Here is a 21,707-nt window from a genome sequence, read left to right as displayed (position 1 = left end):
TTCAAGTCTCGGTGACCCAGTCTAAATGACCCGTTCAAGTTCGCAGAATGCCCAGCCGGGCACACCAAATCGCGAAGATTATAGCCCAAGCGATCGGCCCGCCGACGCCGCCTCGGGGGATTCCCTCGATGACGATCTGACCGGCGACGCAATGCAGCCGCCCGTCGTGCCGTCTGCGGCGGTCGATGAAGCGCCGCGCGTCGTCGAAGTGCCGCTGTCGCTCGCGGGCGAACGCCTCGACAAGGCGCTCGCCCAACTGTTCCCCGAATTCTCGCGCAGCCGCCTGCAGAGCTGGATCGAGGCGCAGCGCGTGCTCGTCGACGGCGCGCCGGCGAAGATCCGCCAGCCGGTGCCGCTCGGCGCGAAGATCGAACTCGTGCCCGACCTGCTCCCCGAGCAGCTCGCCTTTACGCCGGAGCCGGTGCCGCTCGACGTGATCTACGAGGACGACGCGCTCGTCGTCATCAACAAGCCGGCCGGCCTCGTCGTGCATCCGGCCGCCGGCAACTGGAGCGGCACGATCCTCAACGGGCTGCTGCATCGCTACGGCGACGCGGCGGCCGGCCTGCCGCGCGCAGGGATCGTCCACCGGCTCGACAAGGAAACGTCGGGCCTGATGGTGGTGGCGCGCACGCTGGCCGCGCAGACGGACCTCGTGCGCCAGTTGCAGGCGCGCACGGTGAAGCGCCGCTATTTCGCGCTCGTGTGGGGCACGATGCCCGAGGAAGGCACGATCGACGCGCCGATCGGCCGCGATCCGCGCGAACGCACGCGCATGGCCGTCGTCACGGGGGCATCGGGCAAGCCGGCGCGTACGCATTTCCGCACGGTTGACACATGCCTGTGGCAACGTCAGCCGGTTTCGGCGATCCAGTGCGATCTCGAGACCGGTCGCACGCACCAGATCCGCGTGCACTGCGCGCACGCCGGGCATCCGCTGCTCGGCGATCCCGTGTACGGCCGTGTGCGCGGCAAGCGCTCGGTCACGCCGCTGCCGGACGGGTTCGCGCGACAGGCGCTGCATGCGTGGCGGCTCGGCCTCGTGCACCCGGTCACGGGCAAGGCGATGCAATGGCGCTGCCCGCTGCCGGACGACATGAACACACTCGTCGCGGCGCTCGGCTTCGGGCAGGGCGACGAGGAATTCGACGACGATGACGGTGTCTACGACGATGACGATTTCGGCGGCGAGTATCACGATGACGAGCCGTACCTGGACGATGAGGAGGAGTGAGTGCCGATGACGAACCTGGCGCCGTTGACGTGGCAGGACTGCGTGCAGCCCGACTGGCAGGTGTCGCCGCGCGTGCGCGCGCTGATCACGACGCGTGACGGCGGCGTGAGCGAAGGCCCGTACGGGCGCTGGCAGCGCGGCGACGCGCTGCCGGGCGGGATGAATCTCGGCCTGCATACCGGTGACGACCCGGCCCATGTGGCAGGGAATCGCGCACGCTTGCTGGCGCTGGCAGGCCAGTCGAGCGCCGCGTGGCTCGAGCAGGTTCACGGCGCGCAGATCGTGCGCGCGGACGAGGTGATCGCGGCGGCGCCGATGGCGACGGCGCCGGTGCAGGCCGACGCGAGCGTCACCGACCGGGCGGGTGCCGTCTGCGTCGTGATGGTCGCGGATTGCCTGCCCGTGCTGCTGTGCGACACGCAGGGCCGCGCCGTCGGCGCCGCCCATGCGGGCTGGCGCGGGCTGGCGGCCGGCATCGTCGAGCAGACCGCGGCGCGTGTCGCGGCCCTCGCGGGCGGTGCGACGGACGCGCTGCATGCATACCTCGGGCCGGCGATCGGCCCGCGGGCGTTCGAGGTCGGCGCCGACGTGCGTGACGCGTTTCTCGACACGGCCCCGCAGTCGGAGCATGATGAAACCCGGCTTGCGTTCGTCGCGATCGATGGCGCGCCCGGCAAGTTTCTCGCCGATCTCTATGCGCTCGCGCGCCTGCGTCTCGCGCGTGCGGGCGTTGCGCACGTGAGCGGCGGGACAGCCTGCACGGTCACCGAACAGGCGCGCTTCTATTCGTACCGGCGCGATCGCGTGACGGGCCGCATGGCAGCAGCGATCTGGCTGGCCGATTGACGGAATGCGCATGCGCGTGGATTTTGGTGCGCCGCAAAATCGGGTTATCTCGATATTTCGGCGGCTATGCCGCACTGCATGCGCGATTGAATGAAGAATCCCGAAGTCAAGTCAACCAAAATGTTTTATGTTTCGCCGGAACCCTTGTCCCGTCTGTTGTGCGAGGATTATCTCCGTACGGAAATGTTCAGCGGTTTGACATGGCGCTTCACATGGGGAAAACGATAATGATAAAAATACCGCACTGCGGCAGAATCTGGAGACGCCTCTCCAGAGCATGACGGCCCGGCTCGCAGCCGGCATGCCGCGCGCGAGCAGGATTTCACGATAGACGCTCACGAATCACCGGTAAGGCAGGTAATGACAGCATCGAAAAAATCGTCGACGTCCGCTCAGGCGGGCACTTCCCCGGGCAGCATTGGTTTCGATCCGGCCGCCCAGCCGATGCAGCAGATGTTCGAGTCGTGGTTGAACGCGTGGCGCGGTTTTGCAGATCCGGCACGCGCCGCGACTGCGTCGGCCACCGTGAATCCGTTCGCGACATTCCAGTTTCCGACATCGTTCCCGTTCCAGATGCCGTCGATGCCCGATTTCGGCGCGATGGCGTCGCCGTTCGCCGGGTTGAAGCTGCCGGCCGCCGCGATTCCGCCCGAGCGGCTGCAGGCGTTGCAGGCCGACTACGCGCGCGATTGCATGGCGCTGATGCAGCAGGCCGCCGCGGCGAAGCTGGAGTCGCCCGAACTGAAGGACCGCCGTTTCAGCGGCGATGCGTGGAAGGCGTCGCCGGCGCATGCGTTCGCGGCGGCCTGGTATCTGCTCAACGCGCGCTATCTGCAGGAACTGGCCGACGCGCTGCAGACCGATCCGAAGACGCGCGAGCGCATTCGTTTCACGGTCCAGCAATGGACGGCAGCCGCCGCGCCGAGCAACTTCCTCGCACTCAATCCCGACGCACAGAAATCGATCCTCGAAACGCAGGGCGAAAGCCTGCGGCAAGGGATGATGAACCTGCTCGGCGACATGCAGCGCGGCAAGATTTCGCAGACCGACGAATCGCAGTTCGTGGTCGGCAAGAACCTCGGGTGTACTGAAGGCGCGGTCGTCTACGAGAACGACCTGATCCAGCTGATCCAGTACACGCCGAAGACGGACAAGGTGTTCGAGCGGCCGCTGCTGATCGTGCCGCCTTGCATCAACAAGTTCTACATCCTCGACCTGCAGCCCGAGAACTCGCTCGTCGCGCATGCGCTGTCGAACGGCCATCAGGTGTTCCTCGTGTCGTGGCGCAACGCGGACGCATCGGTCGCGCACAAGACGTGGGACGACTACATGAACGAAGGGCTGCTCGCGGCGATCGACGCCGTGCAGCAGGTCAGCGGCCGGGAGCAGATCAACACGCTCGGCTTCTGCGTCGGCGGCACGATGCTCGCGACCGCGCTCGCGGTGCTTGCCGCGCGCGGCGAACATCCGGCCGCGTCGATGACGCTGCTCACCGCGATGCTCGACTTCACCGATACCGGCATTCTCGACGTGTTCGTCGACGAGGCGCACGTGCAGATGCGCGAGCAGACCATCGGCGGCAAGAACGGCACGCCGCCGGGGCTGATGCGCGGCGTCGAATTCGCGAACACGTTCTCGTTCCTGCGGCCGAACGACCTCGTGTGGAACTACGTCGTCGACAACTACCTGAAGGGCCGCACGCCGGCGCCGTTCGACCTGCTGTACTGGAACAGCGATTCGACGAGCCTGCCGGGCCCGATGTACGCGTGGTACCTGCGCAATACCTATCTCGAGAACAAGCTGCGCGAACCGGGCGCGCTGACCGTGTGCGGCGAGTCGGTGGACCTGACGCTGATCGACGTGCCGACCTTCATCTACGGTTCGCGCGAGGATCACATCGTGCCGTGGCAGACGGCCTATGCGTCGACGTCGATCCTGTCGGGCCCGCTGAAGTTCGTGCTCGGCGCGTCGGGGCACATCGCGGGCGTGATCAATCCGCCGGCGAAGAAGAAGCGCAGCTACTGGGTCAACGACAGTGACCTGCCCGAATCGGCGGACGACTGGTTCGCCGGTGCAACCGAGCATCCGGGAAGCTGGTGGACGACCTGGGTCGAATGGCTCGACCAGTACGGCGGCCGCAAGGTGGAGCCGCCCGCCCAGCCCGGTACCGCGCAGTTCCCGGTGATCGAGCCGGCGCCGGGCCGCTACGTATTGCAGCGCGATTGACGAAAACCGGACAGCGGCGCAGGCTGTCCGGTGCACCGCAGTTTTTTTAACAGGGCCGGTAGCGATGCGCCGTGTCGTGCGGGCCTGGAGGAAAGGGAAATGACGGACGTAGTGATCGTATCGGCCGCGCGGACCGCGGTCGGCAAATTCGGCGGCTCGCTTGCGAAGATTGCGGCGCCCGAGCTGGGCGCGACGGTGATTCGCGCGGTGCTGGAGCGTGCGGGCGTGAAGCCCGAGCAGGTCAGCGAAGTGATCATGGGCCAGGTGCTGACGGCCGGTTCCGGGCAGAACCCGGCGCGGCAGTCGCTGATCAAGGCCGGGCTGCCGACGGCAGTGCCGGGGATGACGATCAACAAGGTGTGCGGCTCGGGCCTGAAGGCCGTGATGCTGGCGGCGAACGCGATCGTCGCGGGCGACGCGGACATCGTGATCGCGGGCGGCCAGGAGAACATGAGCGCGTCGCCGCACGTGCTGCCGGGCTCGCGCGACGGGTTCCGGATGGGTGATGCAAAGCTGGTCGACACGATGATCGTCGACGGCCTGTGGGACGTGTACAACCAGTACCACATGGGCATCACGGCGGAGAACGTCGCGAAGGAATACGGGATCACGCGCGAAGAGCAGGACGCGTTCGCGGCGCTGTCGCAGAACAAGGCGGAAGCCGCGCAGAAGGCTGGCCGCTTCGACGACGAGATCGTGCCGGTGGCGATCCCGCAACGCAAGGGCGAGCCGCTGCAGTTCGCCACCGATGAATTCGTGCGTCACGGCGTGACGGCGGAGTCGCTGGCCGGGCTGAAGCCGGCGTTCTCGAAGGACGGCTCGGTGACGGCGGCGAACGCGTCGGGGCTGAACGACGGGGCGGCGGCGGTGCTGGTGATGTCGGCGCAGAAGGCGGCGGCGCTGGGCCTGACGCCGCTGGCGCGGATCAAGGCGTATGCGAACGCGGGCGTGGATCCGAGCGTGATGGGGATGGGCCCGGTGCCGGCATCGCGCCGGTGCCTGGAGCGCGCGGGCTGGACGCCGGGCGACCTGGACCTGATGGAGATCAACGAGGCATTCGCGGCGCAGGCGCTGGCGGTGCACAAGCAGATGGGTTGGGACACGTCGAAGGTGAACGTGAACGGCGGGGCGATCGCGATCGGGCACCCGATCGGCGCGTCGGGTTGCCGGATCCTGGTGACGCTGCTGCACGAGATGGCCAAGCGCGATGCGAAGCGCGGGCTGGCGTCGCTGTGCATCGGCGGCGGGATGGGTGTCGCGCTCGCGGTCGAGCGTCCGTAAGCGGCCCTCCGTAACCGGCAGTCCGTCAGCGGTCGTTCGCCACAAGCGAACCGAATTCGTGTGCCGGCCGATTGCGGCTTCGGCCGGCGTCACGTGAAGTCAGAGGGGGCCTCCGGCAGCTCTCGAAACCAAAAAATGGAGTGAGATTTATGTCTCAGCGAATTGCGTACGTAACGGGCGGGATGGGCGGCATCGGCACCAGCATCTGCCAGCGCCTGTCGAAAGACGGCTTCAAGGTGGTCGCAGGTTGCGGCCCGAACTCGCCGCGCCGGGTGAAATGGCTCGAGGAGCAGAAGGCGCTCGGGTACGATTTCATCGCGTCGGAAGGCAACGTCGGCGACTGGGACTCGACCAAGGAAGCGTTCGACAAGGTCAAGGCCGAAGTCGGCGAGATCGACGTGCTGGTCAACAACGCGGGCATCACGCGCGACGTCGTGTTCCGCAAGATGACGCACGAAGACTGGACCGCCGTGATCGACACCAACCTGACGAGCCTGTTCAACGTGACGAAGCAGGTGATCGACGGGATGGTCGAACGCGGCTGGGGCCGGATCATCAACATTTCGTCGGTGAACGGCCAGAAGGGGCAGTTCGGCCAGACCAACTACTCGACCGCGAAGGCCGGTATCCACGGCTTCACGATGTCGCTCGCACAGGAAGTCGCGACGAAGGGCGTGACGGTCAACACCGTGTCGCCGGGCTACATTGGCACCGACATGGTGAAGGCGATCCGCCCGGACGTGCTCGAGAAGATCGTCGCGACGATTCCGGTGCGGCGTCTCGGCGGGCCGGAGGAAATCGGTTCGATCGTCGCGTGGCTCGCGTCGAACGATTCCGGCTTCGCGACGGGCGCAGACTTCTCGCTGAACGGCGGCCTGCACATGGGCTGAGCGTCCGCGCTGCGCGGGCCGGGTGGCCGCGCAGCCGGGCGTTTTCCGAAGGCCCCCGCCTCCCGGATTCGGGCGGCGGGGATTCGTCACTTCCGCTACGCTGCACTCAAAGGCGTTACATGACTACTACAAAGAAGACGGCCGAACGGCTCATCAAGAAGTACCCGAACCGTCGGCTCTACGATACCGAGACAAGCACGTACATTACGCTGACCGACGTGAAGCAACTCGTGCTGGAGCAGGAGGACTTCAAGGTCGTCGATGCGAAATCCAACGAAGACCTCACGCGCAGCATCCTCCTGCAGATCATCCTCGAAGAGGAAAGCGGCGGCGTGCCGATGTTCTCGTCGTCGATGCTGTCGCAGATCATCCGTTTCTACGGGCATGCGATGCAGGGCATGATGGGCACGTACCTGGAAAAGAACATCCAGGCGTTCATCGACATCCAGAACAAGCTCGCGGATCAGTCGAAGAACCTGTACGAAGGCAATGCGATGAATCCGGAAGTCTGGTCGCAGTTCATGAACATGCAGGCGCCGATGATGCAAGGGATGATGACCAGCTACATCGAGCAGTCGAAGAACATGTTCGTGCAGATGCAGGAGCAGATGCAGAACCAGGCAAAGTCGATGTTCAGCACGTTCCCGTTCAAGCAGCCGGGCGCGTCGGAGCCGGAAAAGAAGTAACGGTTTCGCGGCGGGCCGACCGCGGCGGGCAACCCGTCGGGCGTCGGTGCCGCGAAGCAGCGCGGCGCGGGGCGGCCGATCGTGCATTCGTGCGCGACGATGTGCGGCCGCCGCCTGCCGGATCCTCTCGCCGACGGTCGTTCATGACCGTCGGCACCGAATGCGCATGCGGGGTTCGGGCGTGCGTGGCCGTTGTCCAGTCGATCGAGATCCCGTCACTTGCGAAGGAACACCGGGGCGTGTCGTGCCTGGTGGTGCGCGTTCGTGCAGGCGCGCGTACCATGAGCGGCGCTGCGCGGTGTGGCGTGGAAGCTGCGTTCGGCGAAATGCAATGACGCCGCCCGGGCACGACAGGCCGTGATGCGCGATGCCGCGTCGAGGCAATGCGACCAAGAAAAACCGACTGAGAGAAAGCATGCGTGGGATTCGAGTGGCACCGGGTGGCCGACTGGCTGGTTTGGCTTCGATGTTCATGCTGGGTGTTGGCGTGGCGGTGCCTGCCTTTGCGATGGATTGCGCGAAAGCCGTGCAGTCGATCGAGAAGCGCATCTGTGCGAGCTCCATCCTGCGCGCAGCCGACTCGCGGATGAATTCGGCGTACGCGGGTGCGCTGAAGGCCGCACCGGACACGGCGATCCGCGACATGCTGGTGCGCAGCCAGCGCCGCTGGATCAGCGCGCGCAACAACCGTCTCGACGCTGATTACGAAGGTCGTCCGCTCGCCGTCGACGAAGTGCGCAAGGCAATCGATCGGCGCACTGCCGTACTGGCTGATCAATCGAACAAAGGGCTGATCGCGCGTGCGCAGGCCGAGCGCCAGTGGCTCGCGAAATACACGGGCGGCCCGCTTACCGGTTTCGATGCAAACTGCGACTTCATTCCCGACGATGCGACTGGTGCGCACGTTTCCTACGCATGTTTCGGCGCGGTCCATGTGCAGCATCGTGCGCGGGTCTGCAGCCAGAGCGAGGACTGGGCGACCGGGGCGGTCTATCAGTACCGGTCGGTGAGCACGGCCGATGGCGGGAAGGTGCGACCCGTTGCGTACTGCGAAGCGCAGGCCCATGGGAGTGCGTGCGACACCGGTGGCGCGCAGTCGGCGTGGACGCGTGCGGGGGCGTCCGGAGGCGATAACCGCGCGTCAGCGCCGGTAGCCGGGTTGCCGCAACTCGATGCGGAAATGTGGCCGATCGGTGACGGGGACGATGCGGTGTGGTTCGAGCGGTGCCTGACGGCTGCGAAGTTTCCGTGAGCGCCGGATTGGATTGGTCTGTTTTGTGGGCCCGCTTCGGCGGGCTTTTTTACGCGCTCTTGGTTGGCGGTTCAATACGAGGCGGGCCGGGCGTGCGCAATGGCCGACGTTACCGGCCCGGCTTGTCTTATGCCGGGAATCCTTGCTCGTCGTCGTGCGGCGGCAGATCGAGCACGAGTTTGACGGCGCTGTAGTTGGCCTTGAGCGAAAACACGCGGCCGATCACGAGGAACGTCTGGTGAGAATTCTCGAGTTCGACGAAGTCGCCCGGTTGCGGTACATGCGCGCCCTGGTCGTAGGAGAAGCTGGTGCTGGTTTGCTCGCCAATGGCTTCGGCTGCGTGTTCGGTGAATTCGATCGTGATGTGGGTGGTCATGCGAGCCCCGTTGGGTAATGGAAGAGAGGGAAGAGCGTGGACGCTGCGATTTTCGCATAGCGACGGGGCGGTTCCGGCGGAATTGTCGGGAAGCGACGCGTGCGGGTGGATCCCCGTCACTTCGCCGATTTCCGGTCGAAGGCGGACCGCATGGTCTTGGCCAGCACGTTGCGCAGCGCCAGCCAGAGCAGCTTGATCGCCGCCTCGTCGTTCGGGAAGTTGCCACGCATCTTGCCGCACATGGCGTTGACGGTAAGCCGACAGCCCCTCATCCCGCATCAAACCGACGCGAGCGGCACGCACGTTTCCTATACGTGTTTCGGCGCGGTCCATGTGCAGCATCGTGCACGGATCTGCAGCCGGAGCTAGGACTGGGCAACCGGCGCGGATTATCAAAACCGGTCGGTGATTGCGACCGTCGGCGGGAAGCTGCATCCGGTGGCGTTCTGCGAAGCGCAGGCGCACGCACGATCGTGCGATGGCAGCGGCCCGGCCGAAGCCGGGCGGGGCGCGGAACGAAGCGAGGCTGCGGTTATTTCTGCGCAAACGTGCCTGCTTCCACCAACGTCATCTTGTCGGGGTCCAGGTATGTGCGGATGGCGGTGTTGACCTGTTCGACGGTCAACGCGCGGACGCGCTCGGCATAGGTGTCCAGGTCACTCAGCGGGCGGTCCTGGAGCACCGTCTGGGCGATCATGGCGGCCATCTGCGCGGTGGTTTCCATCGCAACTTGATGGCGGCCGATCATGCCGTCCTTGCGTGCGTCCAGTTCCGCTTGGGTCACGCCCTGTTTCCACCAGGCATCCAGAATCCGGCGCGTGCTGGCGACGCCCTTGTTCAGCAGGGGCGGGGCGAAGCTGCTGGTGATGACGAATCCGCCGTCCATCAGGGAGAGCCCGGACAGGCCGGCGCGGATGCCATAGGTCAGGCCTTCCTTGTCGCGGACTCCTGCCATCAGGCGGCCGGTGAAGCCGTTGCCCAGGATGTTGACACCCGCGCTGAGGGGCAGATAGTCGGCATCGTTGGCGCGCAGGTCGATGGCCTGCCCCAGCATCACGCTGACGGATTCCTTGTCCCCCATGGCGATGCGCTGCGTGTCGGGCCGGCTTGCTTTGCGTGGCGGGCCCTGTCGCACGAGTGCCCGGCCCCCGCTCCAGCCCGCGAAGGCTTCGGTCACCATGGACTGCAGGCGGCGAGGGTCCGCGCCGCCGACCACGACGAGCGTCATGTGGGCGGGCCCGTAATAGGCTTGATGAAAGGCCTTGATGTCGTCCAGCGTGGCAGCGGCGATCGCTTCGAGCATCCGTTCGCGCGGCACCGGTGCGTTGAGGTGGGCAGCGGGGTAAATGGACCGATTCAGCGCCTCGGTGGCCCGAGCCGACGGGTTTTCTGCGGCGTTACGGACCGCGGCCTCTAGCCGGCTCTTGGCCTTGGCCAGCTCCTCCGGCTTGAAGGCCGGCAGGCGCAACTGCTCGGCCATCAGGTCGATCAGCGTCGGCAAATCCTTGGTCAGGCTTTGGCCGTGTATGCCGACGTAGCCGCCGTCGGTCTGGAACGACAACTGAGCACCCAGGCTTTCCAGCAGCGCGGAGATCGCCACCTTGTCGCGACGGGTGCTGCCCTCCTGCAGCAACATGCCCGTCAGCAACGGCACGGCGGGATTGGCCGCCTTGCTGGCCGTGTCGGCATCGCCCAGGGGCATCACCCCGGTAAGGGAGACCATTTCCTGCGGCGACATCGAATAGGTCAATAGCGTGATGCTGCCGGCCTGGGCGCGCACGACGCGCTCGGCGATGCCTGCCTGAGCGGCAACAGGCAGGCATAGCACGGCGAACCACACGAGCCACGTCCGCAGAGGGTTGAAACGAACCTGCTTCATGACGATTTCTCCGGGACGAACCAGCCGGTGGTGCTCTGGTTTTCAACGAGGTACTTGCGGGCGACGCGCTGCACATCGGCGGGCGTCACCTTTTCCAGTTCTTCGAGCTCGGTGACGAACCGTGTCCAGTCGCCCAGCGAGACCGCGTGGCCCAATCGGGCGGACGTCGCGCGGACGCCGTCACGCTGGTAGACCTGATCGGCCCGGTAAGGGCCCAGCACCCGCTGGATATCCTCGCGAGTGACGCCCTCGGTCTTGATCCGCTCCAGTTCGGTCCAGGCGAGTTTCTCGGCCTGCTCGTGTTTCGCGTCGGGCGGCAGGCTGACCGTCACGACGAACGGACCGGGATCGCGCAGCGCATGGAAGCCGGCGCCGGCTTGCGTGGCAACGGTGGTGTCGACCAGTGCGCGATACAGCCGGCTGCTCTTGCCCTGGCTCAATACCAGGCCCAGTACGGTCAACGCAGCCGCATCGGGGTCGAGCGCGCGCGGCCCCTTGAAGGCGATGATCAGACTGCCCGTTGCGCCCGCGCGTTTGAGCACCAGCCTTCGCGGCCCCTGCTGCGGCGGCTCTTCGGTCGTGACAGCGGGAATGGCCTGGGGCGCGCGCGGGATGGCGCCGTAATACTGCCTGACCCACCCCAACGCCTGGTCCGGCCGGAAATCGCCGACCAGGATGACGGTGGCGTTGTCCGGCCAGTAGAAGGTGTCGTAGAAACGGCGCAGCTTGTCCACGCTCGCATGCTCGATGTCGCTGCGCCAGCCGATGGTCGGATGGTGGTAGGGATGCGCCTGGTAAGCCGTGGCCATGACCTGCTGGAACAAGGCGGTGAAAGGACTGTTCTCGCCTCGCTCGTACTCGTTGCGTACGACCGTCATCTCGCTGGCCAGGTCTTCCGGGCGCAGCAGGAGGTTGCGCATGCGGTCGGCCTCGATCGCGATGTAGCCTTCCAGCGCATCGCGCCCGAGCGTGCCGAAGTAGTTGGTCCGGTCCATCGAAGTGGTGGCGTTGAAGGTCGCGCCCACTCGCTCCATGTAGCTGTTCAGTGAATTGCCGAGCGCCTTGTTGTAGTGCCGGCTGCCCTTGAACATCAGGTGCTCGAGCAGGTGAGTGTCGCCGGTCGTGCCCGCGGCTTCGTTGCGTGAACCCACCTGGTACAACACCTGGAAACTGACCACCGTCGCGGCGGAATCGGGCGCGGCAAGCACGGTAAGGCCGTTGGCATCCAGACGGTATTCGTCGATGCCGCCCACGGAGCGCACGTGGGTAAAGCCCGGTACCTCGACGGGTTGGGCCATCGCCGTGCCTGCAATCAACGGGCACAGCGAGAGCCAGGTGCATATCAAACGTCGTACTGACATGTAGCGTCCTTTTGTATAGGCAGGATGAACGCGGAAGATCGGGCGCCGGCCCGGCGGTCAGTTGACAGCGATGCGTCGAGCGCGGCGAGCGTGAAGTTTTTCATACTTTTCGATGCGTGTTGACCGAGGGCGCGTTGCGGGGACATCGCTGCCGTGATGCGCCCGTCGACGGCTAGACGTTGCTTGACCGTCGACGCGTAGCGACAGACAGCGCGATTTCAAAGTGAAAGGGACGCATCGGGCAGCCGTCGCATGACGGCCCGCCGGCGCGTCGCGCATCCGATTCGACGGTCGATGCCGCCGCCGATCGCCTGTTTTGCCTCGCCACCCCTAAATGGCTGTAAACTCACGCTTTTGCTGCCACGCCCCCACATTCCAGATGTCCCAATCCCCCAAAGTAGGGTTCGTATCCCTCGGGTGCCCGAAAGTGATTGAATATATACCAGCTGTTACCACCTCGGAGTGACCCTAGTCAGGGACAGAGACGATGCTGGCAGTGCTAGAATCGTCGCCACATTCTCAAAATGCTGAACAATCGGAGCTGCGGTGGACGGGGTGCGACAACTTGTCGCATCTGAGCCCCAGCCGCTTGCGGTGGGCCGCTGCGAGCAAGGCCACACGATGTTGTCAAGCTCTCCCCTTGAAGAATAACTTTTAAGTTAATATCTTGCGCGTAGAAGCCGTTATCAAACATGCGTGGTCCGTCTACGAGGTGCTTAGTGCTCGTGGCGACCGTGCGTTGGACGACATCAAAGACGGTGACATTGAGCGCTGCTGGGCATTCCTCGAACATGTCGCTAATCATGGACCGGAGGCCTTCGCGGAGAACCGAACCCACGATGTATGTGACGACCCCAAAATTTGGCAGTTTGATGTCTCTGGCACGTTGCGCCTTCTGTATTTCTATGATGACGGGCGGGTGATAGTTCTGGCAAAGATGTTCTACAAGGCGGGGGGTAAGTCTGGGAAGACGCCCAAAGCGCATATCAATGCGGTGAAAGAGGCATACACGGAGTACCAGGAAGCCAAGAAGAACGGCACCTTGGAACTTGTTGAAATCGATGGAGAGGAAGATGAAGATCAGTAGCCGCTACAAGGAAGCCTTCAAGCGCGCACAGAAATCTCCCGAATATTGGACCGAGCGTGCATTGCTCGATTTGTCCCGACAGCTTGTCGAGGCAATGAAGAAACTGGGGCTTACGCAAAAGGCTCTGGCGGAACAGATGGACAAAAAGCCGGAGTTCGTTAGCAGGGTCTTCAGCGGCCGACATAACGTGACGATGGCGACCGCTGCGCAGATCGCGCATGCCCTTGATATGCATCTGGACATCAAACTTGAACCGAACGTCGTAGTCGGTCGCAAGAAGACGTTTAGCGTAACTTCGGACAGCGAATCGTTCGTTCCTCGAGACGGGGTCGTCGTCAGAAGTCGGCGCTTTACCCTCATCCAAGGGGCGAATGAAACCTTTACGTCTGCTCCGACTATCGAGGCTCGCAAAGCGGCATGAATCGAGAACTGCTTGATAAGGTTCTGCCTCATCTGCACGTGCAGACGGCATTCCCGACGCGTATCGATGCAAAGGTCGCTACATGGTTTGACCGTCGGCAGGCATTCGAGAGTTTCACGCGGATCAATTGGGCTGTATCGGAAATATCGGTCGCGGAAGTTGTCTTTCCTGGAGCTCCCGATCAGCAACCCATCAACTTCATGAAATTCATGGCGTCTACTAGAACATGGATTGTCAAAACTGGGGATGAGGGTATTCCGGCTAATGATGCGGAGTTGAATGAAGAAGAGGTGGTCTGTGAGCTCCAAATCGACTTTGCTGTCGAGTACATTGTTGCAGGATGCAAACCGGAGGAATTGCCTCAAGAAGCGGTAAGCGAGTACGCGGCCAACAATATGCCGTACCATCTGTGGCCGTACTATCGCCAGACAGTCCAGGATATCGCGCTTCGGTTGCAGGTTCCGATGCCGACGGTTCCGTTCTTTAGAGTTCCGAAGACGCATCAGCCCGAAAAATAATATACAGAGTCGAGCGAGGCTCAGCGAGTTGAAACGGCGCCGCAAGGGCGCCGTTTCTCATTGCTTGATGTGTTCGGGCGGTTTTGCCAATACCCTCAGGTGCCCGTTGCCGATCAAGAAGTTGCGATACGACCGAATCGCGACGTCCCACACCGCACGCATTACGCTCGGGCCGGCCTCGACGATTTTTCCATTCTGGTCGACGACGGCGAGCGTTGCGGGAATGCCGTCAGGCGTCACGATGCTGAGCCCCTGAAAGCTGACAGCGCTGATCGTGCTCGAAATCGCTGCTGCAATCCGCGTGTCGGCAGTCGGGATTTCCTGTTTCGGTTGTTTCTTCGTCATTCCGACGTACCTCTCACTCGTTTGAATTCGACCACCCATACCCAGGGGTTCGTGTTCCAGCCGTAGCCTCGTGCGGCGTTGAGGCCGTCCCACAGGTCATGAAATGCGCGGATGCTCGGCGGCCGATAGGCGCCAGCGCAATACCCGCGCAGGTGGTGATCCTCGATCGTCACGCCTTCGTCGCGCGCATCCGACTCGCTGATGTTCTGCAGGCGCTCGGCGCGCACGCCGGTGATCTCGAGCGTGATGCGCGATGCCCAGCGCGGCATGTGGATCGCCGGAACCGTGGCGCCTTTCTGACCGCGGTATCCATACAGTTCGACCCACCGGCCGGCCGCGTCGCTCGAATCTTCGATCGCGCGGAACGCGCCATCGGCGGGGTAGCGCACGCCGTCGAGTCCGCTGTCGAGTTCATCCGCGCGGCATGTCTCGCGCACCCATAGCCGGTCGCCGGGCTGTCCGTGAGGGCACGAAAGCTGATGACAATGCTCATCGCCGCGCAGCGCCCACCACAAGCCGGTATTCGGGTCTTCGAAGCCCCAGCAGGTCGGGTCATTCCAGTCCGGGACGTCCTTCGGGCCGCCGCCGATGAAGTCGATACAGGTGCGTTTCGGTATCGCAATGCGGCGCGTCTGCGTCTTCCGGCCTTCGAGGATGGCGCGCACCAGCGGACCGCTGAAAAGAATGGGACGTTCGGTCATAGGTCGAGCTCCTTCGTTTCGGCGAACGTGGTCGTCGCGAGGCGGACCATTGCACCGATGTTCGACGACAGCTTCCACGACGGGTACGTGGTCGCGAGTTGAACCTGCAGCTTCTTCCACTCGCCGAGCGTCATCGTCATGGTGAGCGTCATCGGCACGTCGTCGGACCGCTGGATTTTGAACTCGGATTTCATCGAGCCTCCGGGAATTCGTCGTGAGTGCGGCCGTCGAGGTGGCGGCCGGCAGCGCGCTTGCCGCAACGCCACAAGTCGGGCGAGTCGTCGCAGTGCAGCGTCTCGGCCGCGCGCGGCGTGATCGAGCTGAACGACCACTCGCCGTCCCACCAGTGAGCGGTCGCCTCGGTGCGCTTCTGGGGGCCGGCGATCTCGCCTGGCGCCCACTCGCCCCATTGCTTGAACAGGAACGGCACGCCGGCGGCCGAGCACTGGTCGCGCAGATCGCGAGCCCAGTCGGGGTGCATCGGCCGCGCGCCGGGCCCGCTTTCTCCGCCGACTATTACCCAGTCGATTTCGGGCGAGCTGTACCCCGAACCGTCCTCGGCATATTCGGTGGTCGGCCCGTGAATCCACGGCGCGTCGGCGGGGCAGTTTTCGCAAGACTGCATTTCCCGCATGCAGCAGCCGCCAGTCGGATCGAACCATGCTTGCAGATCGACCGGCCCGAGCAGCGGCTCCATCGATAGAAACCGGCGGCGCGCCGGCGTCATCAGCAGCTTTTCAATGTCGCGATCGGCCTCGGCCTGGTTGACGATCGTCGCGCCGAGCCAGACGTTCGACCACGGCCACGGCGTATTGACGCCGCGGCCAGCGAGCTCAAGCGCCCGGGTGATCATCGGCCCAGCATTGCCGATGCGCTTCGTGAGCAGCAACCAGTCGAGGTGCGGCGTATTCCAGATCAGGTCGATCAGGTCCGCACGCCATGCATCCGGCACCGCGTTATCGAACACGTCGGCGAGCGACGCGCAGAATACGCGCTGGCGCCGGCCGTGCGCGGCGAAGAATTCGGCGTGCCGCGCGTTCCAGCGGATCGGCTCGCGCCACGTGGCCGCAGAGGTGCGCACGCGCTCGCCGTGCGGCCCCCAGACGACCTTGTGCATGCGCTTGTCCATCAGCTGCTCGGCGTAGCAGTGGTCGCACCCGGGCGACACCTTTGTGCAGCCGATAAACGGATTGAAGGTGTGATCCGTCCATTCGATCTTCGAGTTTTCAGCCATTACGCTTTCCTCTCCGCTTGGCATTGACCCGCGCCCAGTACTCCGGGCCGCGCGGGGCGCGCACCTTTTCGCGCAGCTTCATGCAGGCGCGGCAGTGGCGCGTGCCATTTCCGGCGACGTAGGTGTTCTGCTCGTCGAAGGCGTGGCCGCGGATGCAGTGCGTCTGGTTCGCGCGGGCGCTGTCGCGCTTCGCATGGCACAACGTGCACACGGCCTGTACGTCGAGGTGGTGCTCGGCCGCGTAGCCGAGGTGGTGGTCATACTCATGGCGCCGCTCGCCGATCGCGTAGATGTGACCGCAGTCAGCGCAGGGCAGATCGTTGGGGTGCGGCCGCCGGCCGGTTCGTACTTCGACATTGACGCGCTGGCGAGCTTGCACCTTGTCACCGTCGCGCGCCGGTGCAGGTGCTGGGCCGGGACGTCCGGTGGCGCGATTGATGCGCACGGCCGCCGAAGGCTTCGAGTCGCACCACTCGATTTTTGTGTTCTCGCTCATGGTCTGTTGTCCGCACCGCAGTTGGGGCAATCGATGGAATAACGGTCAGCGTCTCGCAGGAAGCGGCCGCATCCGACGCAGTTAACGCGGCCGGCGCGCTGCTTCCGCGGCTTGGTCAGCGTGATTCCGGTTCCAGCGAGCGCCTCGTCGCGCCTGATGTACTGCACGTCGACGGCCGGGCGCGTCTTGGCGTCGATGTACTCCTTCGGCCACGGGATGTCCGTCTCGCGGATGTTGTGGTGCTGCTGCGCGTCGTCGCTGGTGAAAAGCCGAGCTTTGCGCAGATCGGTCGTATAGCCGTCGGGATCGGCCCACCACAGCACGTCGTTGCCGACGAACGAACGGCTGTCCTGAAGGTAGAAAAGTGCGGTCATATCTGGATGTCCACGTATTTGGTGGTGAGGCGCGCTTCTTCGCTGTGGTGACGGCGGTAGATGATGCGAATGCCGCCGCCGAGGTCGAGCGACCGGCCGCGTCCGTTGTCGTCGTTCAGCTCGGCTTGGTGGTCGCAGCAGGCCGAGCGCAGTGTGTTGGCGAGGGCGAGGGGATCGGCCGAATCGCGAATTCGATGAAGGTCCGTTTCATGTCGTCGTGAACGCTACGCCCGAGTATCGACCAGGTGCTGCGGCAAATGTGATCGACGGATACCGTGTACAGTCCATCACTACACGCCGGGACGGGGGCGCCGTCGTAGCCAACTTCTTGCAGCATTTGATTCCGCAGGGCGGCCTCTTCCTGACGGCTGAGCAAGCACTGGATCATGGGTCTCGACTAGCACGCGATGCGATCGCTGCCGGGTTCCAGTGAATTAAGAGCGCACCCATCCTTTCGTCGTTGAACGGATCTTCCCTGCCTTGCGCACCGCCTGAAGGCGCCGGTCAACGATGCGCCACCCCACGACCTCACCGAAGGTGGTCGGCCGCGATTCCTCGCGCGCGAGGCGCTCGCTTTCCTCGCGCACTGCGCCGGTATTGACGGCTGCGAACTTCTTCGGAGTCTCGTCGATCGACTCGAGGATCAGCGCGTCGAGTTTCTGGTACTTGCTCATGATGGGTCTCCTGCGTGGGCAGCGCAGACTGGGCCGTCAGGTTTTCGCTTCCAATGCGTGTATTCGGGAAAGCCCGGGCTCACGAAATGGGCTTCGACGATCGTGGGAAAACCCGGATCGCTGTTCCATGCGAGAACGTCGTCGCACGAGACAATCCCTGCATCGCAGGGGCGTTGAACCGCAACGCTGATCCAGTCGTCCGTCACCTCGTCTCGCGGTTCCGGCAGCGCCAGTTCGCCCCGTTGGATTTTGATCGCGTTGTCGAGGGAATTGATATGCTCGGTCGTGAGCGTTTGCGCACGGTCGGCCCCGATCACGGCGATTGCTGCCGCGATGACGCCGGTCGAGGCTCGCGGCTCCGGCTGCTGGGTGGCGAGAAGGGCGCGGTAGTCGCTGCAAACCGCCTTGACCGCAGTCAGGTAGCCGTCGCTGTTCCAGTCCGCATTGGCATGCCGAGAGGCGAGGTCGTACCACTGTCCCTCGTTCAGCCCGACAGGAGCGGATGCCGGCGCTGGAGGCGCGGCAGCGGCGTCGAGCGCATCGTCCCTGTCCTTCCCCGCATGCTCGGTGGTGTTGAACGCGATGAGCGCCTTCGCACGCATCTCGTAGGAGCGCTCGATTGGCACGAGCGCATAGCCGGCCGGGCTCGCCACCGGTTCCACCGCCTGCGCGGGGCCGATCTTGCCGAGCGCGATCGAGTAGTTCGCGGCCAGCCGAGCGCCAGGCGCGCCGGCGTGCTCGATCATGTCGCGCTTCTTCGCGTCTGACACGCAATCGCGCGGATCGTCGACGTGCATCCATGCGACCGTCGCGTCTCCCGCTCCCACTGCATTGGGCGACGAGGCGCGGGCCGCTTCCACGATCTGGCGCAGCTTCTCGCGCCCGAAGAACACGGCGTTCGCCTTCAGCATCGCGTCGACTGCGTCGATCGCTGCCCGCTCGTCTGCCACTGGCGGTTCGGGCTGAGCGGCCACCACGCGGCGCGCACGCTCCTCCCATGCCGCGCACATCGACTCGTGGTACTTCGTGAAGCCATTAGCATTCGCCCAAGCGATACATGCTGTCCGCTCGTCGGCCGGCGCTGCTTCGTGCTGCTCGACAGGCGCGCTTTGCAGCGCAAGCAGAAAGGCATTCCGCAGCGCGAGACGAGCTGCCACGCGCTCTTTGAGCGGACCGTCCTGCAACGCTTCCTGATAGCCGTCCAACAGAACGTCGAACTCGGTAAGGCGATATGTCTGCGCATCAGCGCGGCTCACTTTCGAACTCGTCCCATTGCCGCTGGCGGCGCGCGCGCCGAGAATGCCGTCGGCGGTCGGGACAACCTCCATCTGATCTGCCTCCTTTCCCGGCCGTTGATTCACTGCCTCGCTAGCCTGTTGGGGAGCGGGGCCCTTTTCGTTTTCGATGCTCATGATGTGGTCCTCGGTGTTCAAGTAGCGGGGGGCAGCGTCAGTGCGATAGCGATCGGGCGCACCCAGACTGGCGTCGCGGATAGCTGGAACGTTTCGCCGGATTCGGCGAGCAGTAGCGTCGTGCCCATCACTTCCGCGATCGCCTGCGCGGCGTCCGGCGGCACTGCGTTGCCGATGCGCTCGCGCCACGCCTGGTCGGACAAGCCGTCGAGCTCGAGCTGTTCTTCCGGTTCGACGAGCGACTGCAGCACGGCCAGTTCCAGCGTCGTGAACGGTCGATGCCACGTACCGTCAAGCGCGCGGATCACGGCGACCGTCTTCTCGTTCGCCGCGGGCAGCCGAGGATCCGCGACGGACCAGCGACCGTTGTCGTGACTGGCGGCCGCCGACACGGCGCCGCTGTGCTGTTCCCAGCCGACGACGCCGTAGTGGCCGCCCGTCAGGTACGCGTCGCCGCGTTCGCGGCGCATGCCCGGGCGCGGATCGGCTACGGCGAATGCGCCTTGACCGCTGTCGCTGCGAGCGATGACCGTGCCGGCCGGCTCGTCGAAGCCGGTCACGCGGTACTTGCCGGCGCCTTCGAAGCCAGTGCTCGCGCGCGGGTCGGCGACGCCCTGACCGCCGGCGCTTGGCCCCGTGCCGCCCGTGACAACGCCGGCCGGCTGATCGAACGGCACGATGCGGAAGCAGTTGTTGTGCTTCACGCCCGTACGCGGGTCCGCAACCGAGAAGCGGCCCTGATTGGGCCACTGCTGCCCGCTGATCGTGCCGCTGGGCTCGTCCCAAGGCACAACGCCGTAGTTCTGCCCGTGGTTCCATGCCGCTGACGGGACCGCGCGCGGGTCGGCGACCGAAAAGCTCCCGTTGCCCGGGCGGCTCGCGCCGGCAACCACGCCGCACGGCTCCTCCCAGCGGTTCACGCCGAGCACGCCGTTGTGCATGTCCGGCACGATCAGGTAATCGCGCAGGTGGCCGTTCTCGATCGCGAGCTTGTTCAGACTGCGCCAGTCGCTGCCCGCTTCAACGAACGCGAGGCGCACCCACGTTTTCCACTGCAGCGACGGCACGCGGTGCATCGGGCCGGCCGCCTCGACGTCGCCGGGCAGGGGCATGCGGCCGAGCAGCGTGCCGACGCCCTGCAGGCGCTTCACGCGGGGCTCGTACAGGAACGGCGGCACCTTCGCCATATGGCGCGCGACGAGCAGGAATCGCTTGCGGCTCTGTGCGAGACCACCGATCACACCGCAGTCATGCGTCGTCTCGTTTACGGCGTAGCCGAAGTGCCGCAGTATCTGCCCGATCTGGTCGAGCAGGTGGCGACCGCGCGTCGCGAGCCGGGGCACGTTTTCGAACACGATCAGCTCGACCGGATCATCCTTCCATGCTTCGCACATCAGCCACACGCAGCGCAGCGTCAGCTCGTTCAGCGCCTGGTACTTCGGCGTTCTGCTGAGCGTTTCCGACAGCAGCCCCGATGCGCCTTTGCACGGCGACGAGATGAACACGCAGTGCGGGTGCTCATAGCCGGCCGCCCGGCGCACGTCCTCCGCAGTCGCCTCGCGCCAGCCGTGCGGCGGTTCGGCTTCGTGGAACGCGGTGTACTGAGCGCGCGTGAAGAGGTCCATAAGCGTGCACGGCGTGCCGACCAGCATTTCGAAATCGCTCGCGGCCGCCGGATCGTTGTCGATGCCGCCAATGCAGCGCCACGTCGCGGTCATGTTGCCGACGCGGGAGGTGGCTTTGGTGAACCCCTTGGCGCCGCCGCCGAGGCCGCAGCAGAAACCGAAGCTGTTGTATACGCGCTGATTGTCCATAGGTGCCACAGGTGAAATCGGAAAAAGAAGGGCGCCGGAATACGGCGCCCCCTTGAATGCCGCGCGGTCCGAGGTAAGCCACGCGGGTGTGCTCTGTTTGATCAGCGAGGCATTCGCTGCGGCTCGGCGCGGCCGCGCGCGGCACGCTTCCACCATTGATCGTCTGCGCCGGGCTTGTGGGCGGTGTACACGCGGCCCAACTGGCCCTTGTCGCGCAGAAAGCCCCATTCCTTGGTGCGGCGCGCGCGGTGCGCGAAGATCGTCCAGCACTCGTGCACGCCGTGGTCGCGCGGCAGGATCACGCGATGGAACGAATCGCCGATCAGTGCGTTGAACCAGCGAACGATCTTCGTGCCGGCACGTGTCTGCTCGTAGTACCAGCCGGCGAGAATCAGCGAGACGGCCCAGGGCCACGGGTGATCGTGCAGGCCACGATCGGGATCGCTATCGACGAAGCGGTGCAGGTACACGCGCACGCCGAAGACCGTGATCAGGTAGTAGCGCTCGAGGTAGGGCCGGCCGGCGTCGCTGATGATCCGGCACGGCAGGCGGCCGCTGACGAAGTAGAGAAGGGCGCGGAGCATGATGTCCAATTGGTCG

General features: G+C 64.8%; 25 protein-coding genes. 11 read left to right on the top strand and 14 right to left on the bottom strand.

Translation table 11 applies throughout. The features are described from left to right. Positions 1–25 precede the first annotated feature (25 nt). The 7 genes from CFB39_RS10315 (at position 26) to CFB39_RS10285 (ending at position 8,415) form a co-directional block, all read left to right on the top strand. On the top strand, positions 26–1,234 hold the full coding sequence (locus CFB39_RS10315; protein ID WP_089472991.1) for an RluA family pseudouridine synthase: 1,209 nt from the start codon (positions 26–28) through the stop codon (positions 1,232–1,234). A gap of 6 nt (positions 1,235–1,240) precedes the next feature. Beyond that, a complete protein-coding gene (gene pgeF / locus CFB39_RS10310; protein WP_089473268.1) occupies positions 1,241–2,080 on the top strand; it encodes a peptidoglycan editing factor PgeF in 840 nt (279 codons plus the stop codon). Positions 2,081–2,440: 360 nt separating this feature from the next. Further along, complete coding sequence (locus tag CFB39_RS10305) at positions 2,441–4,306, top strand: alpha/beta hydrolase (RefSeq protein ID WP_089440220.1); 1,866 nt, start codon at positions 2,441–2,443, stop codon at positions 4,304–4,306. A 99-nt stretch (positions 4,307–4,405) separates the two neighbouring features. After that, positions 4,406–5,587 carry an acetyl-CoA C-acetyltransferase gene (locus CFB39_RS10300; protein WP_089472990.1) on the top strand — a complete coding sequence of 394 codons (1,182 nt, stop codon included), beginning with the start codon at positions 4,406–4,408 and terminating at the stop codon, positions 5,585–5,587. Positions 5,588–5,736: 149 nt separating this feature from the next. Then, a complete protein-coding gene (locus tag CFB39_RS10295; RefSeq protein ID WP_027784565.1) occupies positions 5,737–6,477 on the top strand; it encodes a 3-ketoacyl-ACP reductase in 741 nt (246 codons plus the stop codon). Between the two features lie 119 nt (positions 6,478–6,596). Next, positions 6,597–7,163 carry a polyhydroxyalkanoate synthesis repressor PhaR gene (gene phaR / locus CFB39_RS10290; protein WP_006485265.1) on the top strand — a complete coding sequence of 189 codons (567 nt, stop codon included), beginning with the start codon at positions 6,597–6,599 and terminating at the stop codon, positions 7,161–7,163. Between the two features lie 466 nt (positions 7,164–7,629). Further along, on the top strand, positions 7,630–8,415 hold the full coding sequence (locus CFB39_RS10285; protein WP_241025730.1) for a lysozyme inhibitor LprI family protein: 786 nt from the start codon (positions 7,630–7,632) through the stop codon (positions 8,413–8,415). Positions 8,416–8,542: 127 nt separating this feature from the next. Here the strand turns inward: CFB39_RS10285 and CFB39_RS10280 are convergent, their stop codons facing one another. The 4 genes from CFB39_RS10280 to CFB39_RS10265 all read right to left on the bottom strand — a co-directional run bounded on the left by CFB39_RS10280 (position 8,543) and on the right by CFB39_RS10265 (position 11,968). Beyond that, complete coding sequence (locus CFB39_RS10280; protein WP_089472988.1) at positions 8,543–8,791, bottom strand: hypothetical protein; 249 nt, start codon at positions 8,789–8,791, stop codon at positions 8,543–8,545. Positions 8,792–8,907: 116 nt separating this feature from the next. Further along, positions 8,908–9,033, bottom strand: coding sequence for a hypothetical protein (locus CFB39_RS40780; RefSeq protein WP_256991402.1), 126 nt, complete (start codon positions 9,031–9,033; stop codon positions 8,908–8,910). Between the two features lie 290 nt (positions 9,034–9,323). Beyond that, complete coding sequence (locus CFB39_RS10270; protein WP_089472987.1) at positions 9,324–10,670, bottom strand: pitrilysin family protein; 1,347 nt, start codon at positions 10,668–10,670, stop codon at positions 9,324–9,326. Further along, the gene (locus tag CFB39_RS10265; protein ID WP_256991390.1) at positions 10,667–11,968 is read right to left on the bottom strand and encodes a pitrilysin family protein; all 1,302 of its coding nucleotides are present in this window, start codon (positions 11,966–11,968) and stop codon (positions 10,667–10,669) included. The genes CFB39_RS10270 and CFB39_RS10265 overlap by 4 nt, the downstream gene beginning before the upstream one ends. 802 nt (positions 11,969–12,770) lie before the next feature. Between CFB39_RS10265 and CFB39_RS10260 the strand changes: the two genes are divergently transcribed. The 3 genes from CFB39_RS10260 to CFB39_RS10250 are packed head-to-tail and all read left to right on the top strand — an operon-like array spanning position 12,771 to position 14,057. Then, positions 12,771–13,118, top strand: a complete 348-nt coding sequence (locus CFB39_RS10260) for a type II toxin-antitoxin system RelE/ParE family toxin (RefSeq protein WP_226242061.1) — start codon at positions 12,771–12,773, stop codon at positions 13,116–13,118. Next, entirely contained in the window at positions 13,105–13,539 is a 435-nt protein-coding gene (locus CFB39_RS10255; RefSeq protein WP_179257667.1) for a helix-turn-helix transcriptional regulator, read from the top strand. The genes CFB39_RS10260 and CFB39_RS10255 overlap by 14 nt, the downstream gene beginning before the upstream one ends. After that, on the top strand, positions 13,536–14,057 hold the full coding sequence (locus tag CFB39_RS10250) for a hypothetical protein (RefSeq protein WP_089472983.1): 522 nt from the start codon (positions 13,536–13,538) through the stop codon (positions 14,055–14,057). The genes CFB39_RS10255 and CFB39_RS10250 overlap by 4 nt, the downstream gene beginning before the upstream one ends. A 57-nt stretch (positions 14,058–14,114) precedes the next feature. Here CFB39_RS10250 and CFB39_RS10245 read toward each other — a convergent pair whose 3' ends face one another. The 6 genes from CFB39_RS10245 to CFB39_RS10220 are packed head-to-tail and all read right to left on the bottom strand — an operon-like array spanning position 14,115 to position 17,207. Then, entirely contained in the window at positions 14,115–14,402 is a 288-nt protein-coding gene (locus tag CFB39_RS10245) for a hypothetical protein (protein ID WP_089472982.1), read from the bottom strand. After that, positions 14,399–15,103, bottom strand: a complete 705-nt coding sequence (locus CFB39_RS10240; protein WP_089472981.1) for a hypothetical protein — start codon at positions 15,101–15,103, stop codon at positions 14,399–14,401. Before CFB39_RS10240 ends, CFB39_RS10245 begins: the two co-directional genes overlap by 4 nt. Then, positions 15,100–15,297 (bottom strand): hypothetical protein, encoded by a 198-nt coding sequence (locus tag CFB39_RS10235; RefSeq protein ID WP_089472980.1) that lies wholly within the window; start codon positions 15,295–15,297, stop codon positions 15,100–15,102. The genes CFB39_RS10240 and CFB39_RS10235 overlap by 4 nt, the downstream gene beginning before the upstream one ends. Further along, positions 15,294–16,337 carry a phage Gp37/Gp68 family protein gene (locus CFB39_RS10230; protein ID WP_089472979.1) on the bottom strand — a complete coding sequence of 348 codons (1,044 nt, stop codon included), beginning with the start codon at positions 16,335–16,337 and terminating at the stop codon, positions 15,294–15,296. The genes CFB39_RS10235 and CFB39_RS10230 overlap by 4 nt, the downstream gene beginning before the upstream one ends. After that, positions 16,330–16,833 carry a hypothetical protein gene (locus CFB39_RS10225; RefSeq protein ID WP_089472978.1) on the bottom strand — a complete coding sequence of 168 codons (504 nt, stop codon included), beginning with the start codon at positions 16,831–16,833 and terminating at the stop codon, positions 16,330–16,332. The genes CFB39_RS10230 and CFB39_RS10225 overlap by 8 nt, the downstream gene beginning before the upstream one ends. Continuing rightward, positions 16,830–17,207 carry a hypothetical protein gene (locus tag CFB39_RS10220; RefSeq protein ID WP_089472977.1) on the bottom strand — a complete coding sequence of 126 codons (378 nt, stop codon included), beginning with the start codon at positions 17,205–17,207 and terminating at the stop codon, positions 16,830–16,832. Before CFB39_RS10220 ends, CFB39_RS10225 begins: the two co-directional genes overlap by 4 nt. On the opposite strand from CFB39_RS10220, the gene CFB39_RS10215 reads away from it, so the two are divergent. Beyond that, positions 17,198–17,428 (top strand): hypothetical protein, encoded by a 231-nt coding sequence (locus tag CFB39_RS10215; protein ID WP_089472976.1) that lies wholly within the window; start codon positions 17,198–17,200, stop codon positions 17,426–17,428. The two genes, CFB39_RS10220 and CFB39_RS10215, sit on opposite strands and share 10 nt — an antisense overlap. Before the next feature lie 213 nt (positions 17,429–17,641). Here the strand turns inward: CFB39_RS10215 and CFB39_RS10210 are convergent, their stop codons facing one another. From CFB39_RS10210 to CFB39_RS10195, 4 genes are all read right to left on the bottom strand, one after another. Continuing rightward, positions 17,642–17,881: a hypothetical protein gene (locus tag CFB39_RS10210; protein WP_089472975.1), complete on the bottom strand. Its 240-nt coding sequence runs from the start codon at positions 17,879–17,881 to the stop codon at positions 17,642–17,644. Then, on the bottom strand, positions 17,878–19,293 hold the full coding sequence (locus CFB39_RS10205) for a hypothetical protein (protein WP_144030251.1): 1,416 nt from the start codon (positions 19,291–19,293) through the stop codon (positions 17,878–17,880). Before CFB39_RS10205 ends, CFB39_RS10210 begins: the two co-directional genes overlap by 4 nt. A gap of 17 nt (positions 19,294–19,310) precedes the next feature. Next, the gene (locus CFB39_RS10200; RefSeq protein ID WP_089472973.1) at positions 19,311–21,107 is read right to left on the bottom strand and encodes a DNA cytosine methyltransferase; all 1,797 of its coding nucleotides are present in this window, start codon (positions 21,105–21,107) and stop codon (positions 19,311–19,313) included. Between the two features lie 101 nt (positions 21,108–21,208). Continuing rightward, positions 21,209–21,691 (bottom strand): hypothetical protein, encoded by a 483-nt coding sequence (locus CFB39_RS10195; protein ID WP_089473267.1) that lies wholly within the window; start codon positions 21,689–21,691, stop codon positions 21,209–21,211. Between the last annotated feature and the right edge of the window lie 16 nt (positions 21,692–21,707).

The sequence above is a fragment of the Burkholderia sp. AU6039 genome, from assembly GCF_002223365.1.
Classification (GTDB): Bacteria; Pseudomonadota; Gammaproteobacteria; order Burkholderiales; family Burkholderiaceae; genus Burkholderia.
Note: the sequence above shows the minus strand (reverse complement) of the source record. Positions and strands in the feature narration are given on the sequence as shown.